Source organism: Polaribacter sp. 20A6 (genome assembly GCF_011378915.1).
GTDB classification, from domain to species: domain Bacteria; phylum Bacteroidota; class Bacteroidia; order Flavobacteriales; family Flavobacteriaceae; genus Polaribacter; species Polaribacter sejongensis.
This window is the reverse complement of sequence record NZ_WTPZ01000004.1, coordinates 54,166-72,798: the sequence shown is the minus strand read 5'-3', so window position 1 is coordinate 72,798 and position 18,633 is coordinate 54,166. Positions and strand designations below refer to the sequence as shown.

Annotated in this window: 11 protein-coding genes and 1 tRNA gene; 9 read left to right on the top strand and 3 right to left on the bottom strand. The window is 31.5% G+C overall.

The annotated features are described in order from the left end of the window. Positions 1-9 precede the first annotated feature (9 nt). The 7 genes from rplJ to GQS57_RS10295 all read left to right on the top strand — a co-directional run bounded on the left by rplJ (position 10) and on the right by GQS57_RS10295 (position 13,886). On the top strand, positions 10-525 hold the full coding sequence (gene rplJ / locus GQS57_RS10325; RefSeq protein WP_165732783.1) for a 50S ribosomal protein L10: 516 nt from the start codon (positions 10-12) through the stop codon (positions 523-525). 50 nt (positions 526-575) lie between these two features. Next, a complete protein-coding gene (gene rplL / locus GQS57_RS10320) occupies positions 576-950 on the top strand; it encodes a 50S ribosomal protein L7/L12 (protein ID WP_165732782.1) in 375 nt (124 codons plus the stop codon). Between the two features lie 147 nt (positions 951-1,097). Beyond that, positions 1,098-4,907, top strand: coding sequence for a DNA-directed RNA polymerase subunit beta (gene rpoB / locus GQS57_RS10315; RefSeq protein WP_165732781.1), 3,810 nt, complete (start codon positions 1,098-1,100; stop codon positions 4,905-4,907). A gap of 79 nt (positions 4,908-4,986) precedes the next feature. Next, positions 4,987-9,261: a DNA-directed RNA polymerase subunit beta' gene (gene rpoC, locus GQS57_RS10310; RefSeq protein ID WP_165732780.1), complete on the top strand. Its 4,275-nt coding sequence runs from the start codon at positions 4,987-4,989 to the stop codon at positions 9,259-9,261. A gap of 194 nt (positions 9,262-9,455) precedes the next feature. Then, positions 9,456-9,767: a DUF3467 domain-containing protein gene (locus GQS57_RS10305; RefSeq protein ID WP_165732779.1), complete on the top strand. Its 312-nt coding sequence runs from the start codon at positions 9,456-9,458 to the stop codon at positions 9,765-9,767. Positions 9,768-10,007: 240 nt separating this feature from the next. Beyond that, a complete protein-coding gene (locus tag GQS57_RS10300; protein WP_165732778.1) occupies positions 10,008-12,857 on the top strand; it encodes a TonB-dependent receptor in 2,850 nt (949 codons plus the stop codon). 6 nt (positions 12,858-12,863) lie between these two features. Continuing rightward, positions 12,864-13,886: a phytase gene (locus GQS57_RS10295; RefSeq protein ID WP_165732777.1), complete on the top strand. Its 1,023-nt coding sequence runs from the start codon at positions 12,864-12,866 to the stop codon at positions 13,884-13,886. 57 nt (positions 13,887-13,943) lie between these two features. On the opposite strand, the gene GQS57_RS10290 is transcribed toward GQS57_RS10295, so the two are convergent. From GQS57_RS10290 to aroC, 3 genes are all read right to left on the bottom strand, one after another. Continuing rightward, entirely contained in the window at positions 13,944-14,831 is an 888-nt protein-coding gene (locus GQS57_RS10290) for a carboxylesterase family protein (RefSeq protein WP_165732776.1), read from the bottom strand. 6 nt (positions 14,832-14,837) lie between these two features. Continuing rightward, on the bottom strand, positions 14,838-15,926 hold the full coding sequence (locus GQS57_RS10285; RefSeq protein ID WP_165732775.1) for a heparan-alpha-glucosaminide N-acetyltransferase domain-containing protein: 1,089 nt from the start codon (positions 15,924-15,926) through the stop codon (positions 14,838-14,840). 75 nt (positions 15,927-16,001) lie between these two features. Beyond that, positions 16,002-17,066 carry a chorismate synthase gene (gene aroC, locus GQS57_RS10280; protein WP_165732774.1) on the bottom strand — a complete coding sequence of 355 codons (1,065 nt, stop codon included), beginning with the start codon at positions 17,064-17,066 and terminating at the stop codon, positions 16,002-16,004. A 247-nt stretch (positions 17,067-17,313) separates the two neighbouring features. Between aroC and GQS57_RS10275 the strand changes: the two genes are divergently transcribed. Both GQS57_RS10275 and GQS57_RS10270 read left to right on the top strand, forming a co-directional pair. After that, positions 17,314-17,401: transfer RNA gene (locus GQS57_RS10275), tRNA-Ser, on the top strand. Positions 17,402-18,177: 776 nt separating this feature from the next. Continuing rightward, entirely contained in the window at positions 18,178-18,591 is a 414-nt protein-coding gene (locus GQS57_RS10270) for a hypothetical protein (RefSeq protein WP_240915463.1), read from the top strand. Positions 18,592-18,633: the final 42 nt, after the last annotated feature.

Here is an 18,633-nt window from a genome sequence, read left to right as displayed (position 1 = left end):
CTTATAATTATGACTAGAGAAGAGAAATCACAAGTAATACAAGATTTAACAGCAGTATTAGCAGATACAAATACGTTATATTTAGCAGATATTTCTGGGTTAAATGCACAAACTACCTCTAATTTACGTAGAGCTTGTTTTAAAGCAGGGATTCAGTTATCAGTTGTTAAAAACACATTACTTGCAAAAGCAATGGAAGCTTCAGATAAAGAATTTGGAGACTTACCAACAGTATTAAAAGGTAATACATCAATGATGATTTCTGAAGCAGCTAATGCTCCAGCTAAATTAATCAAAGAATTCAGAAAGAAAGGCACTATTCCTTTGTTAAAAGGAGCATTTGCAGAAGAATCTGTTTACATTGGTGATGATCAATTAGATGCTTTAGTAGATATTAAATCTAGAGAAGAGCTTATTGGTGAAATCATTGGATTATTACAGTCTCCAGCTAAAAATGTTATTTCAGCATTACAATCTGGTGGACAAACAATTTCAGGTATTCTTAAGACTTTATCTGAAAAATAAGTACGCGCACAAATAAACTATAATAAACAAAATTTTTAAAAACAATTAAAATGGCAGAATTAAAAGATTTCGCAGAGCAATTAGTTAACTTAACAGTAAAAGAAGTTAATGAATTAGCTACTATTTTAAAAGATGAATATGGTATTGAGCCAGCAGCAGCAGCAGTAGCAGTAGCAGGTCCAGCAGCAGCAGGAGAAGATGCAGCAGATGAGCAAACTGAATTTGATGTTATTTTAAAAGCAGCAGGTTCTTCTAAATTAGCAGTTGTAAAATTAGTTAAAGAATTAACTGGTTTAGGATTAAAAGAAGCTAAAGGTATCGTAGATAGCGCACCAGCAGCAGTAAAAGAAGGTATCTCTAAAGATGAGGCTGAAGGTCTTAAAAAATCTTTAGAAGAAGCTGGAGCTGAGGTAGAGCTTAAGTAAGCATTTTGTCCCGCGTTCGAGTAATCGAAACGGGAAAACAAATTTAGGTTTAGGTACTAAGAACTAACGTTTTTAGACCTAAACCATTTTGTGTATATATTCGTTTTTTATTTTTATTTCAGATTTTAATCAAAAAAATATTCTCTTTTGGCAACGAAAAACACTACTGAAAGAATCAACTTCGCTACTTCTCAAATGATAAAGGAATATCCAGACTTTTTGGATATTCAGGTAAAATCTTTTCAAGATTTTTTCCAACTTCAAACTAAGGCAGAAGAAAGAGGTGAAGAAGGTTTGTACAAAACCTTCATGGATAACTTTCCAATTACAGATACAAGAAATCAATTCGTTTTAGAATTTTTAGATTACTTCGTAGACCCACCAAGATACTCTATACAAGAGTGTATTGAAAGAGGTCTAACGCACAGTGTGCCTTTAAAAGCACGTCTAAAATTGTACTGTACAGATCCAGAACATGAAGATTTCGAAACTATTGTACAAGATGTATATCTTGGTACAATACCTTATATGACTAACTCTGGTACCTTTGTAATTAATGGTGCAGAGCGTGTTGTCGTTTCACAATTACACAGGTCTCCTGGTGTATTCTTCGGACAATCTTTCCATGCAAATGGTACAAAATTATATTCAGCAAGGGTAATACCTTTTAAAGGTTCTTGGATAGAATTTGCTACCGATATCAATCAAGTAATGTATGCTTACATTGATAGAAAGAAAAAATTACCAGTAACAACATTATTCAGAGCAATCGGTTTTGAAAGAGATAAAGATATTTTAGAGATATTTGACCTTGCAGAAGAAGTTAAGGTTTCTAAAGCTGGATTAAAAAAAGTATTAGGTCGCAAATTAGCAGCTAGAGTTTTAAAAACTTGGCATGAAGATTTTGTGGATGAAGATACTGGTGAAGTTGTATCAATCGAAAGAAATGAAATAATTTTTGATCGTGATACCATTTTAGATAAAGAACATATTGATGAAATAATAGACGCAGGTGCTAAAACCGTTTTACTTCATAAAGAAGATAACGATATGGCAGATTATGCTATTATTCATAATACTTTACAGAAAGATCCTACGAATTCTGAAAAAGAAGCAGTAGAGCATATCTATAGACAATTACGTAATGCAGAACCGCCAGATGAGGAGACTGCAAGAGGTATTATAGATAAGTTATTCTTTTCTGAACAAAGATATAATTTAGGTGAAGTTGGTCGTTTTAGAATGAACACTAAACTTCAGTTAAATGAACCTATTGATCAAAAAGTATTAACAAAATTAGATATTATAACTATTATTAAATATTTAATTGAGTTAATCAACTCTAAAGCAGAGGTAGATGATATTGATCACTTATCTAACAGACGTGTAAGAACTGTTGGTGAGCAATTAGCAGGTCAGTTTGGTGTTGGTTTAGCTCGTATGGCTAGAACAATTCGTGAGCGTATGAATGTACGTGATAACGAAGTGTTTACTCCTATCGATTTAATTAATGCTAAAACATTATCATCTGTAATTAACTCATTCTTTGGTACCAACCAATTGTCTCAGTTTATGGATCAAACCAATCCATTAGCAGAGATTACTCACAAGCGTAGATTATCTGCACTAGGACCGGGTGGTTTATCTAGAGAAAGAGCTGGTTTTGAGGTACGTGATGTTCACTATACTCACTATGGTCGTTTATGTCCAATTGAAACTCCTGAGGGACCAAATATTGGTTTAATTTCTTCACTTTCTGTTTTTGCAAAAGTGAATAATTTAGGGTTTATTGAGACTCCATATAGAAAAGTAGTAGAAGGTGTTGTTGGAACTGAAGAGCCAATTTATTTAAGTGCTGAGGAAGAAGAGGGAATGAAATTTGCTCAATCTAACTTAGAATTAGATAAAGATGGAAGATTTGTTGCTGAAAGAATGATTTCACGTGAAGGTGGTGATTTCCCAGTTGTAAGTCCTGAAGACATTAACTTTATGGATGTTGCTCCTAATCAGATTGCTTCAATTTCTGCATCTTTAATTCCTTTCTTGGAACATGATGATGCGAATAGAGCGTTGATGGGATCTAACATGATGCGTCAAGCAGTACCATTATTAAGACCAGAATCTCCAATTGTAGGTACAGGTTTAGAGCGTAGAGTTGCAAAAGATTCTCGTATCTTAATCAATGCTGAAGGAGCAGGTGAAGTTACTTATGTAGATGCTAATAAAATTACAATTAAGTATGATAGAACAGAAGAAGAAAAACTTGTAAGTTTTGAATCTGATGAAGTTTCTTACAACTTAATTAAATTTAGAAAAACGAATCAAGGAACAAACATCAACCTAAAACCAATTGTAGAAAAAGGTGATAGAGTTGAAGAAGGACAAGTTCTTTGTGAAGGTTATGCAACACAAAAAGGAGAATTAGCTTTAGGTAGAAACATGAAAGTAGCCTTTATGCCTTGGAAAGGGTATAACTTTGAGGATGCAATTGTAATTTCTGAAAAAGTTGTTCGTGAAGATATATTTACATCTATTCATATTGATGAGTATTCTTTAGACGTAAGAGATACAAAATTAGGAACTGAAGAGTTAACTAATGATATCCCTAACGTTTCTGAAGAAGCTACCAAAGATTTAGATGAAAACGGAATGATTAGAATTGGAGCAGAAGTGAATCCTGGTGATATCTTAATTGGTAAGATTACACCAAAAGGAGAATCTGATCCTACTCCAGAAGAAAAGTTATTACGTGCTATTTTTGGTGATAAAGCTGGTGATGTAAAAGATGCATCATTAAAAGCTTCTCCATCATTAAGAGGTGTAGTAATTGATAAAAAATTATTTAGAAGAGCTGTTAAAGATAAGAACAAGAGATTAAGAGATAAAGAAGCAGTAGCTAAGTTAGAAGCTTCTTTTGTATCTAAATTCGAAGGTTTAAAAGATGTTTTAATAGACAAGTTGTTTTTACTTATCAGTGGAAAAACTTCGCAAGGAGTTTACAATGATTTAGGTGAAGAAGTTTTACCAAAAGGTAAAAAATACACACTTAAAATGTTAAATTCTGTTGATGATTATATTCACTTAACAGGTTCTTGGACAACAGATAAAGACTTAAATAGTTTTGTAGGTGAATTAGTTCACAATTACAAAATTAAAGTAAATGATTTACAAGGTTCTTTACGTCGTCAAAAATTTACAATCTCTGTTGGAGATGAATTGCCAGCAGGTATTTTAAAGCTTGCTAAAGTTTATATCGCTAAGAAACGTAAGTTAAAAGTGGGTGATAAAATGGCGGGACGTCACGGAAATAAAGGTATTGTTGCTCGTATTGTACGTGCAGAAGATATGCCTTTCTTAGAAGACGGAACTCCAGTTGATATCGTATTAAATCCATTAGGGGTACCTTCTCGTATGAATATTGGTCAGATTTATGAAACTGTTCTTGGTTGGGCAGGTCAAAAATTAGGAACTAAATATGCAACACCAATTTTTGATGGAGCATCTTTAGACCAGATTAATGAGATTACGGATACAGCAGGTGTACCAAGATTTGGACATACTTATTTATATGATGGTGGAACAGGAAAACGTTTCGATCAACCAGCAACAGTTGGTATCATTTATATGATTAAGTTAGGTCACATGATTGAAGATAAAATGCATGCGCGTTCTATTGGACCATATTCATTAATTACACAACAACCTTTAGGTGGTAAAGCACAATTTGGGGGTCAGCGTTTTGGAGAGATGGAAGTTTGGGCACTTGAGGCTTATGGTGCATCAAGTATCTTAAGAGAAATCTTAACTGTGAAATCGGATGATGTTATGGGAAGAGCTAAAACATACGAAAGTATTGTGAAAGGTGAAGCTATGCCAGAACCAGGTTTACCAGAGTCGTTTAACGTATTAATGCATGAACTTAAAGGTTTAGGTTTAGACGTTAGATTAGAAGAATAAATTTTTTCAGTAACCAATAACCAGTTACAATTTTGTAACTGGTTATTGAATACTGCCAACTGAATACTTATCAAAAGACATGGCAAGAAAACAAGAGAAATACACTGTAAAAAAGTTTAACAAAATCTCAATTGGTTTATCCTCACCAGAAGCTATTTTAGAAATTTCTAAAGGTGAAGTTTTAAAACCAGAAACTATAAATTACCGTACACACAAGCCAGAAAGAGATGGTTTATTTTGTGAGCGTATTTTTGGTCCTGTAAAGGATTATGAATGTGCTTGTGGAAAGTACAAAAGAATTCGCTACAAAGGTATCGTTTGTGATAGATGTGGTGTAGAAGTAACTGAAAAGAAAGTACGTAGAGAAAGAGTAGGGCATATCAACTTAGTTGTGCCTGTTGCTCATATTTGGTATTTTAGATCATTACCTAACAAAATGGGATACCTTTTAGGTTTACCATCTAAGAAGTTAGATATGATTATTTACTACGAACGTTATGTAGTAATTCAACCAGGTATTGCAAAGAATGTGGAAGGAGAGCCATTACAAAAAATGGATTTCTTAACGGAAGAGGAATATTTAGATATTGCTGATGAGTTACCACAAGATAACCAATACTTAGATGATACTGACCCAAACAAGTTTATCGCTAAAATGGGTGCTGAATGTTTAATTGATTTATTAGCACGTATCGATTTAGATGGGTTGTCTTTTGAATTAAGACACAAGGCAAATACAGAAACGTCTAAACAACGTAAAACTGAAGCATTAAAACGTTTAAATGTTGTTGAAGCATTTAGAGACTCTCAGAAAAATAGAGAGAATCATCCAGAATGGATGATTATGAAAGCTGTACCAGTTATTCCACCAGAATTAAGACCTTTAGTTCCTTTAGATGGTGGACGTTTTGCAACTTCAGATTTAAATGATCTTTATAGAAGAGTTATTATTAGAAACAATCGTTTAAAAAGATTGGTTGAAATAAAAGCTCCAGAAGTTATTTTACGTAATGAGAAACGTATGTTACAAGAATCAGTAGATTCTTTATTTGACAATACACGTAAATCATCTGCAGTAAAAACTGAATCTAACAGACCTTTAAAATCTTTATCAGATTCATTAAAAGGTAAACAAGGACGTTTCCGTCAGAATTTATTAGGAAAGCGTGTTGATTATTCTGCACGTTCTGTAATTGTTGTTGGACCAGAAATGAAATTATCTGAATGTGGATTGCCAAAAGATATGGCAGCTGAACTTTACAAGCCTTTTGTAATTAGAAAACTAATTGAAAGAGGAATTGTAAAAACAGTAAAATCTGCTAAGAAAATAATAGATAGAAAAGAACCAGTTGTTTGGGATATTTTAGAAAATGTAATTAAAGGACATCCAGTTTTATTAAACAGGGCTCCTACTTTACACAGACTAGGTATACAAGCTTTTCAACCAAAATTAATTGAAGGGAAAGCAATCCAATTACACCCATTAGCATGTTCTGCATTTAATGCGGATTTTGATGGGGATCAAATGGCGGTTCACTTACCATTAGGACCAGAAGCTATTTTAGAAGCACAATTATTAATGTTGGCTTCTCATAATATCTTAAATCCTGCAAATGGTGCACCAGTAACAGTTCCTTCTCAGGATATGGTACTTGGTTTATACTATATGACTAAAGAGAGAATCTCTACTCCAGAAGTGAAAATTAAAGGAGAAGGATTAACTTTTTATTCACCAGAAGAAGTAACTATTGCTTTTAACGAAGAAATGGTAGACTTAAATGCTGGAATTAAAGTAAGAACTTACGACGTTGATGAGAATGGAGAACAAGTTAGAAAAATAATAAAAACTACTGTTGGTAGAGTTTTATTTAATGAAGTTGTTCCTGCGAAAGCTGGTTACATCAATGAGGTATTAACTAAGAAAAACTTACGTGGAATTATTGGTGGTATTTTAAAAGCTACAGATATTCCTACTACAGGAGAATTCTTAGACAATATTAAAAATATGGGATATAAATTTGCCTTCCAAGGTGGTTTATCTTTCTCATTAGGGGATATTATTATTCCTAAAGAAAAACAATCTATGATTGATGAAGCCAACAAAGAGGTGGATATTATTGTAGGAAATTATAACATGGGTATGTTAACGCAAAAAGAGCGTTATAATCAGGTAATTGATATTTGGGGTAGAACCAATAACGATTTAACTGAGTTATCTATGAAACGTTTACGTGAAGATCAACAAGGTTTCAACTCGGTATACATGATGCTTGATTCTGGTGCAAGGGGTTCTAAGGAGCAGATTCGTCAGTTAACAGGTATGCGTGGATTAATGGCAAAACCTAAGAAATCTACTGCAGGTGGTGGAGAAATTATTGAGAATCCGATTCTTTCTAACTTTAAGGAAGGTTTATCAATTCTTGAATACTTTATCTCTACTCACGGTGCTCGTAAAGGACTTGCGGATACGGCTTTAAAAACGGCAGATGCTGGTTACTTAACTCGTAGATTAGTAGATGTTTCTCAAGATGTTATCATTAACGAAGAAGATTGTGGTACATTAAGAGGTTTAGAAGTAGCACCTTTAAAGAAAAATGATGAGATTGTAGAATCTTTATCAGAAAGAATTGAAGGTAGAGTTTCATTAAACGATGTATATCACCCGTTAACAGAAGAAGTTCTTTTAAAAGCAAATCAACCAATTTCTTATCAATTAGCAGTAGCTGTTGAGAAGTCTGGAATTGATGCTGTAGAAGTAAGATCTGCTTTAACTTGTGAATCTACAAAAGGTATTTGTGCAAAATGTTATGGTCAGAGTTTATCTACCCTTAACAAAGTACAAATTGGTGAAGCAGTTGGTGTAATTGCAGCACAATCTATTGGAGAACCTGGTACACAGTTAACATTACGTACTTTCCACGTTGGTGGGGTTGCAGGTAATATTTCTGAAGAGAATAAATTAATTGCTAAGTTTGATGGTAAAGTTGTTATAGATGATTTACGTACAGTAACTGGTAAAGACAATGAAGGTAAAGAAATTGACATTGTAATTTCTAGAACTGCTGAGATTAAAATTATAGACAAGAAAACAGGAATTACTCAAAGTACGAATATCCTTCCTTATGGTTCTATTATATTTGATAAAGATATAAAATCAATCAAAAAAGGAGATGCTATTGTACAATGGGATCCATTTAACGGGGTTATTGTTTCTGAGTTCGCTGGAAAAGTGAAGTTTGATAATTTAATACAAGGTATCAATTACTCTGTAGAAGTAGATGAGCAAACTGGTTTCCAGGAGATTGTAATGATCGACTCGAAAAACAAGAAAATCATTCCATCTTTAATTATTGAAGATAATGACGGTAATGCTTTACGTTCTTATAGTTTACCTTTAGGTGCACACTTAATGGTAACTGATGGAGATAAAGTAGAAAGTGGTCATACTTTAGTTAAAATACCAAGAAAATCTGGTAAAGCTGGGGATATTACAGGAGGTTTACCACGTGTAACAGAATTATTCGAAGCACGTAATCCTTCTAATCCATCTGTTGTTTCAGAGATTGATGGTGTTGTTTCTTTCGGTAAAATTAAACGTGGAAATAGAGAGATCATCGTTGAATCTAAAACTGGAGATATTAGTAAGTATTTAGTAAAACTTTCTAACCAGATTTTAGTTCAAGAAAATGACTTTATTAAAGCTGGTATGCCATTATCAGACGGAGCTACAACTCCTTCAGATATTTTAAGAATTCAAGGTCCATCTGCAGTACAAATGTATTTGGTAAATGAAATTCAAGAAGTATATCGTTTACAAGGTGTAAAAATTAATGACAAGCATTTTGAGGTTGTTGTTCGTCAAATGATGCGTAAAGTTAAAATTATAGATTCTGGTGATACTTTATTATTAGAGAATCAATTAGTTCATAAAATTGACTTTATCAAAGATAATGATGATATTTTTGGAATGAAGGTTGTTGAAGACGCTGGAGATTCAGAAAACTTAAGTGCAGGTCAAATTATTACAGCTCGTCAATTAAGAGATGAAAATTCTTTATTAAGAAGAAATGATCAGAACTTAGTAACGGCAAGAGAGGCTAAACCGGCAACGGCAGAGCAAGTTTTACAAGGTATTACAAGAGCATCACTTCAAACAAAATCGTTTATTTCTGCAGCTTCTTTCCAGGAAACTACAAAAGTATTAAACGAGGCTGCTGTTAGTGGTAAAATAGATACATTAGAAGGCTTAAAAGAAAATGTAATTGTTGGTAAGAGAATTCCAGCAGGTACAGGTATGAGAGCTTATGAAAACATTCTAGTTGGTCCTAAAGACGAAATAGAAAAAAGTTTCTAAATAAACGAAACGTGTAAACGTAAAAGTTTAATTATTAAAAGTTGAATTGTTTAGGGTATCTCAGATGCACTATTCAATTCAACTTTTTTTATTTTATACCTTTTAATAAAGATAAAGGTGAAATTTTAAGGGTGTAATTCAATTTTTTTTACGATTTTACATCTAATAGAATTAATAAATACACAATTTTAATTATGGAAGATAATAAAAACAAAGACGGACAAATAAATATTGAGTTAGATCAGGAAATAGCAGAAGGAACGTATTCTAATCTAGCAATCATTAATCATTCTATGTCAGAATTTATTGTAGATTTTATTAATATTATGCCAGGTGTACCAAAGGCAAAAGTAAAATCTAGAATTATTTTAACTCCACAACATGCAAAGCGTTTAACGCAAGCTTTAGCAGATAATGTTAGAAAATTTGAAGAGCAACATGGTGAGATTAGAGATTATGAACAACCTCCAATTCCTATGAATTTTGGGCCTACAGGACAGGCTTAATAAATACTATAGAGACTGCTTTTAGGCAGTCTTTTTTTTTAGGTATAATTTTCATCTAATTATTTTGTGGCAAATAGATTGATTCTAATGTTGTTTTGTGGTTTAAATTTTAGATTAATTTAGTTTAAAGTTAACGTTAATCAAGGTTAAAAAAGTAGTAAAATTATCTTTTTGTTTTTAATTAGTTAATAATGTTAAGTAAATCAAAATTTACTTTTGAGGTTATAAAAAAACTAAATAATGAAACAATTTTATAATTTTAATTTACTTTTATTAACGCTGCTTTTATCGTTAAGTGCATTAAATTCAGTTGCACAAACTAGTAAAATACAAGGTCTTATTACTGATAAAGATGGACTTTATGTACCTGGTGCAAATGTTTTAATAGAAGCGCTTAAAAAAGGAGATATTTCTAATTTTGATGGTAAATTTACCATAGTTGGTGTTCCTTTAGGTACACATACTATTAGAATAACCTATTTAGGATTTAAAGATATTTTACAAGAAGTTGTAGTAAAAGAAAATGAAACTACTTCTGTAAAAATTGCACTTGTTTCAGAAAGCATTCAGTTAGATGATGTCTTAATTAGATCTTATAGCTTAGGGAGCCAATCTAAAGCATTAAATACTCAGAAAAATAATTTGAATATTACCAATGTAGTTGCTACAGATCAAATTGGTAAATTTCCTGATGCAAATATTGGGGATGCTGTTAAAAGGATTCCTGGTATTACTATGCAAGTAGATCAAGGAGAAGCTAGAAACATTATTATTAGAGGTCTTTCCCCTCAATTAAACTCTGTAACTCTTAACGGAAGTAGAATTCCGTCTGCGGAAGGCGATAATAGAAATGTACAGATGGATTTAATTCCTTCGGACATGATTCAATCTATACAAGTTAATAAAGCGGTAACTCCAGATATGGATGCAGATGCTTTAGGAGGTTCTGTAAATTTAATAACAAGAACATCTCCTCAAAGTTTTAGACTTTCTGCAACCGCAGGATCTGGTTTAAACACAATTACAAACAAAAGAATTTTAAATGGTTCTTTTCTAGTAGGAGATCGTTCTAAAAACAAAAAATTTGGTTGGATGATTTCTGCAACTATCAATGATAATGATTTTGGTTCTCATGATGTGGAGGCAGAATGGACAGATGAATTTGCATATACAAATGACGCTGGTGAAGAAGTTGAAATGGAAGTAAACCCATATACCAATGTTTTTGAAGAACGTACGTATTTAGTACAAAGAGTTCGTAGAAGTTTTTCTGCAAACTTTGATTATCAAATTAATGATGATAATAACATCTATTTTAAATCGATGTATAACTGGAGAGATGATAGAGAAAATCGTTTTAGATTAGAATATGAAATTTTAGATGCAGAAGATATAGGACTTGGAGAATTTACCATTACAGATAATACACCTACAATGTTTCCTGTTGAAGTTAAAAGACAATCTAAAGGTGGTATTGATAACGATCGAAATAAAAATAGACGTTTAGAAGATCAAAAAATGCAGAATTATACACTTGGAGGGAATCACGTAACAGGTAAGCTAAAAATAGATTGGATGACTTCTTATGCAAAGGCATCTGAAGAAAGATTAAACGAACGTTATGCTGAGTTTGAAACTGAATATAGTATTAATAACGATATTTCTGATTCTAGGTTTCCTTTGTTTACTGCCGTAAATTCATCAGATTTTAATGATCTTGCTAGTTTTGAGTTTGGTGAAATCACAGAAGAAAATCAATATACAGAAGAAAAAGACTTTAATACTTTTGTTAATTTTGAATTACCATCAGACTTTTTTGGTCAGGGAGACGGATTTATAAAATTTGGGTTTAGAGGTCGTTTTAAAACCAAATTAAGAGATAATGATTTCTTTGAATATGATTTAGAAGACGATTACCCTACATTATCATCTATACCAACCAAAGATTATTCGAACCCAGATTATTTAGCTGGTAGTCAATATCAAGCTGGGTTATTTGCAGATGAAGAATGGTTAGGGGGCTTAGATTTATCTAACGGAGATACCGTTACCGACGAGTTTCTAAGAGCGAACTACGATGTAAAAGAAGATGTGTTTGCGAGTTATGTTATGACAAATCAAAAATTGTCTGACAAGTTAAGTGTATTGGTTGGTTTACGATTAGAGCATACAAAATTAACGGCTACAGGAAATAATATTTTAGATGAAGATACTTTAGACGGTACTTTAACAGAAGAAAGTTCTTATTCTAATTTAATGCCAGGTGTACATGTTAAATACGATATTTCTGATAAAACAGTATTAAGATTTGCTTGGACAAATACATTGGCAAGACCAAATTATGTTGATATTACACCAACTTTAGATGTTGTAACTGGAGATGAAGAAGTGTTTTTAGGTAACCCAGATTTAAAGCCAACAACTTCTATGAATTTTGATGTGATGGCAGAAACTTATTTTAAAAATGTAGGTATTTTGTCTGGAGGTTTGTTTTACAAAAACATTAGTGATTTTACCTATACTTTTCAATCAGAAACTACTACAGATGCTTTTGGAGCAGGAACTACTGGTTTTGAAGTTTATCAACCTTTAAATGGAGACAAAGCATCTATTTTTGGAGCAGAATTGGCAATCCAAAGAAAATTAGGTTTCTTACCTGGCTTCCTTAAAAATTTTAGTGTGTATGCAAATTATACTTTTTTAACTTCGGATGCAAACGGAATTCGTAATGAAGACGGAGAGGAAAGAGAAGACATCGATTTACCGAATACAACGCCAAATATGGTGAATGCTTCTTTAGGATATGCAGATGCTAAATTTAATGCAAGACTTTCTGGTAATTTTTCTGATGCTTACGTAGATGAAATAGGAGGGAATGAGTTTGAAGATCGTTATTACGACAAACAGTTTTTCTTAGATTTTAGTACAGGTTATACTATCAATAACAATTTAAGTATTTATGCAAGTGTAAATAATTTGACCAACCAACCGTTACGTTATTACCAAGAAGAAAGTGATAGAACAATGCAGATGGAATACTATGGTAGAAGAATTACATTCGGTTTAAAATATGACCTGTTTAAAAAATAGAAAAATATGAAATTATTTATAAAAACTATTATCCTATTTTTAGGAACAGTAACATTGTTATCGTGTAATTCGGGTAGTAAATTACCCGAAATTGCACCAGATATCATTACCGAAAAATCTGTTAATGATACAGATGATCCTGCAATTTGGATTCATCCAACAGACGCATCAAAAAGTATTGTTTTTGGTACCGATAAAGAAACTAATGGAGCAATTTATGCGTATGATTTACAAGGTAAAATTATTGAGGATAAAACCATCAGAAATATAAAAAGACCTAACAATGTAGATTTAGAATATGGTTTTCAGCTAAACGATTCTGTAAAAGTAGATGTTTTGGTATTTACAGAAAGAGAAGAACAGCAAATTAGAATGTTTTCTGTACCAGATATGAAACCTTTAGATGAAGGAGGATTTCCTGTCTTTGAAGATGAAACTATTCCTGAAAACAAATTACCAATGGGAGTTGCTATTTATAAGAGTCCGATTGATGGAACTTTTTATGCGATAGTCGGTAGAAAAACGGGGCCTAAAGAAGGTTATTTATATCAATATAAATTGGATTCAGAGAATAGTAAAGTAACGACTACTTTGGTTAGGAAATTTGGACAATTTAGTGGTAAAAAAGAAATTGAAGCCATTGCTGTTGATGCAGAAATGGGCTTTGTTTACTATTCTGATGAAATGCACTGTGTTCGTAAATATTATGCAGAGCCATCTAAAGGAAATGAAGAAATTGCTTGTTTTGGAAGTGAACTTTTTGAAAGAGATATAGAAGGTATTGCAATTGCTAAATTTGAGAATGAGAAAGGGTATATTATTGTTTCTGATCAACAAAAAGGGCAATTTAATTTATTTGATAGACAAACAAATGCGTTTGTAAAAGCAGTTAATCTGTCAACTACCCAAACAGATGGATGTGATGTAGTTACCGTGCCTTTAAACGATACCTTTAAAAGCGGATTGTTTGTGGCAATGAATGATGCTAAAGATTTTTATTTTTATGATTTGGATAAATTATTAAAGTAAAAAAATAGCTTATATTTTAAAAAGCGAAACAATTTTGTTTCGCTTTTTTTATGATTATTAAATCTCAGTTTCTATCTGCCTGTTTTTCTGTTTTAAAACATCATAATATAAAAAGTCCAATATTTCGTTTTTACATTGATAAATAGGTCTTGTGTTCCAACTATGATCTCCATTTTTTACACTATATAAATAAAAAGGTTTCTGAATAGATTTTAATTTGTTAGCAATTGCTTTAGAACCAAAAAGGTTTAAATATCCAACAGATTCTAATTCACAAAAATGATGAGATGCAATATTATAAGGCACAAGGTTATCTTTTGTTCCATGAAATAACTGTGTTGGAATAGCTGTTTCAGTTGTTATTTTATCAATAGAAGTTACGGCTCCAGACATGGCAATAATTCCTGCAAATTTAAAATTTGGATCTAAAATTTTGTTATTGTAAACATACGCTAAATTTAAAATTGCTTCCGCACCAGCACTAGAACCTACTAGAATTATTTTATCAGCATCTATTTTAAGCCTCTTTTTACGTCTTAAAAAATACTTTACGGCATAACTGATATCTTTAGAAACATCGTTAAAAGCTTCTATTTTTAATGCAGAATTTGTCGCACATCCAAAACCTTTACCTTTCATTGTTAACCGATATGATATTGTTGCGACAGCGTAACCGTATTGAACCATTTCTTTTGCAAAAGCTGTAGAATTTTTATCTTTTCTATCACCTCCAGAAAAACCACCACCATGAACATAAATTAACAACGGAACTTTTCCTTTTGTCTTTTTAGGTCTGTAAAAATCGAACTTTAAGTTCTTCTCTTTTTTTATTCTGAGATAGGTATAAGTTCTCTCAGAAAATTTATTTGATTTAGATAAGTAATCTACCTGAGAAAAACTATTAAAAAAAAAGAATATAGTGCAAAGAGATAAAAGCGTTTTCATTTTAGATTAAGATTTTACTTTATGAAATAGTTTTCTCAAATTTAAATATAAAAAAGTATTTGTTTTTGCATAATAAAAAGATAGTAGACAAACTGATATTAAGAATAGTATTGCTCCAATAATAGCTTCTATTGGATTTAAGGTTTTACCAATAATATACTTTAACCCATAACCAGTAAAACTCCCATAAATAATGATAAAATGAATTACATATATAGAAAGTGTTTTTTGTCCTATTTTTAAAATTAAAGGCGATTTTAAATACTTTTCAAGGCTATAAAAGAAAGCGAAAATTAATAATACATTTCCAAATCTAGTAAATAGATAATTATAGCTTGCCGCATCCATTAATAGTTGAGATTGTAATAGTTTTGAGAAGAAAACGAGAATATTTGAAGAATAAAAAATTAGAATGAATCCAAAAAGGATAAATGAAGTAATTATTATTTTTTTAAAGCTTTTTTTGAATACGTTTTTATGAAATATTGTTGCTAAAAACGCACCAAAACAGACATAACCAGACCAAGGAATAATTGTAAATATAGATCCATTACTTTTAGAAATATAGTTGTTTAAAAAAAGAGGAATAGAGGCTAAGTTTAAATCTCTATACAGCGGTTCTATTATAAATATACTGGTACCAAAGAGTAATGTAATTATAGAAAAAAGGATTGTTTTTTTGCCACAGATAAAATAAAAACTAATAATTAATATTAAGCTTAAACCTATTATTTGAAGTACATCAATTACTAGAAAATAGGGGCTAAATATTCCTGCTAACCAACTAAAAACAGGAATTCTTAACGAATAACCAATACCTATTAAAAAGAAACCTCTTGTGATCCCTTTTGTCATTCTTTGGTTTTCTAATCCTTTCTCTTTTGCCTTTAGCAAAAGATAAGTAAAAATTAATCCCGAAATAGTAAAGAAAGTTGGGGCAGTTATACCTCTAAAATAATACCATAGACTAAAAGTAGGATCATTTAAATCTCTATACGAGTCAGCTAGTAATGTATCTATAAAGTGCCCTTGTAGCATCATTAAGATAGCAAAAGCCCTAATAATATCAATAAAATATAGTCGTTTAATATCCACAGAAAAAAAAGTTTTTCCGTTAAAGGTAAATAAATTTACAAGTATTCTATTTCAATCTTTTAAATAGTATGTAAATTATATCTGTCTCGTTTTATTTAGCAACCAAAAATCTGCTAATACTAAAGCAGTCATAGCCTCTACAATTGGTACAGCTCTTGGTACAACACAAGGATCATGTCTTCCTTTACCTGTAATTTCTGTAACTTCATATTCTGAGTTAATAGTTTGTTGAGAGCTCATAATGGTTGCAACAGGTTTGAAAGCAACTCTAAAGTAAATATCCATACCATTACTTATTCCACCTTGTATTCCTCCAGATAAATTAGATTGTGTAGAGCCGTCTGCATTAAAAACATCGTTATGATCTGAACCTTTCATTTTTGCACCACAAAAACCACTTCCAAATTCAAAACCTTTTACGGCATTTATAGATAACATTGCGCTACCTAATTGTGCGTGTAATTTCTGAAATATAGGCTCTCCTAATCCTACAGGTACATTTTGAGCAACACAAGTAACAGTTCCGCCAATAGTATCACCAGCTTTTCTAATTTCTTGTATTCTGTTGATCATTTTCTCAGCAGAAGCTTCATCCGGACAACGAACAATATTGCTTTCTGTTTTAGAAAAATCTAAATCTTGGTATGGTTTGTCTATAAAAATATCTCCTACAGAAGATGTAAATGCATTTATATTCATGCTTGCAATAAGCTGTTTTGCTAAAGCACCAGCAACTACCCAATTGGCAGTTTCACGGGCAGAACTTCTTCCGCCGCCTCTATAATCTCTGTTTCCAAATTTCTTATCATACGTAAAATCTGCATGAGAAGGTCTATATACATTGGTATTGTGGTTGTAGTCTTTAGATTTTTGATTGGTGTTTCTAATAACAAAACCAATAGAAGTTCCTGTTGTTTTTCCTTCAAAAATACCTGAAAGAAACTCTACAGTATCTGGTTCTTTACGCTGAGTAACAATTTTAGATTGCCCAGGTTTACGTCTATCTAACTCATTTTGAATGGCTTCAAAATCTACCTCTAATCCTGCAGGGAATCCATCTATGACGCCACCAATAGCAGTTCCATGAGATTCTCCATACGTTGTTACTTTTAATAAATTTCCAAAGGAATTAAATGACATAATTTTATAATTAAAATAATAAAGGCAAATATAATGAACTACTATACAAGAATTCTTTATTTAGACTTTTTTGTGACGATTTCTAAAAAAATAATAATAATTTAAAATACTTGATTTATAGATAGATATGTGGTTTCATGTATGATATTCAAAAAAAAAATAAAAATAAATCGTTTTTTGTTTTTGTAAACTAAAAAACCTTTCTATATTTGCAGCCGCAATCAGGGAATACTTGATGAGACGCACTGGAGAAATGGCAGAGCGGTCGAATGCGGCAGTCTTGAAAACTGTTGACTGTAACAGGTCCGGGGGTTCGAATCCCTCTTTCTCCGCCAAAAGCCTCACATATTATGTGAGGCTTTTTTTATACATTACATTCTAGGATGGTAAAATCTCTTAAACCTTTATAAACACTGAGTTCACCTGATAATTTATTAGAGTTAAGAATTTTTAGATCAAATAGATAATATCTTAATCTCCTTAAAAAGCATGTGACAGTTACCCTATGGGGTACCCTAGTTATTTTGAAACATAATGGAATAACGGAAATATTGTTAAAGCAAAAGATTGTGGAGTAAGCTTAAAACAAACAACTTTAAATATAGATAAACTTATTAGTAAGTAAAAATGGACGTTTATCAATAAATAAAGAAGTACATTTCGTTATAATTCTGAAATGAATTTTAAAAATGCAATTGATATAATTATCGAGGTGCTACTTTATAGGATTAAAGAAAAACAGGTTAAATATAAAAATTATTGTTTATCCCTGTCAAAAATACTTTTATCCGTTTAGAAGGACGTAAAATAATTTGAACTGTTTTTGTGCTAAATTTCAATTTTACGAAATTTACATTATTTCTTCAATCTATTTTTATTAAAGACATTTCGATTTAAATATACTGTCGCTGATTTTTTAACCTAGGTTGTGTGAGTTTTTTATGTTTGTAAATATATGGCTTGCTTTTTTACGCTAAACTCTCTAAATGAATGATGTCTGATTTTAAATAAAATATAGGGATACATTTATGAAAGTCAGTTGTCTTGTTTTCAGTTAAATTTTTCTTAACTAATATTTTGTTCTTTAATTTTGTATACCTTTGCGGCCAATATGAAGAAAGTTTCACATAAAATAATGTCAATTGCAATGGCTGTTGTAGTCCTATTCTCTACAATGTCATTGACTTTTAGTATGCATTATTGTGGTGATACTTTGGTAGAAACAGCTATGTTTCAAAAAGCAGAAGGTTGTGGTATGGAAATGCAAAAACCTTTATCTGAAGATTGTAATATTTCAAAAAAGAACTGCTGTAATGACGAACAAGTTGTTGTGGAAGGTCAAAATGAATTACAACATCATATTGATAGCATTTCTTTTGAGCAACAAGTATTCATTACTTCATTTATTTATTCTTACATCAACCTTTTTGAAGGTTTAGAAAATAATGTACCTTCATCTGGAGAGTACGAACCTCTGCTCGCTAACAGGCAAATATTTAAGTTAGACGAGACTTATTTAATTTAATTTTTAAACAAAAAGACTGTGTTATCCTGTGATTAATCTCAT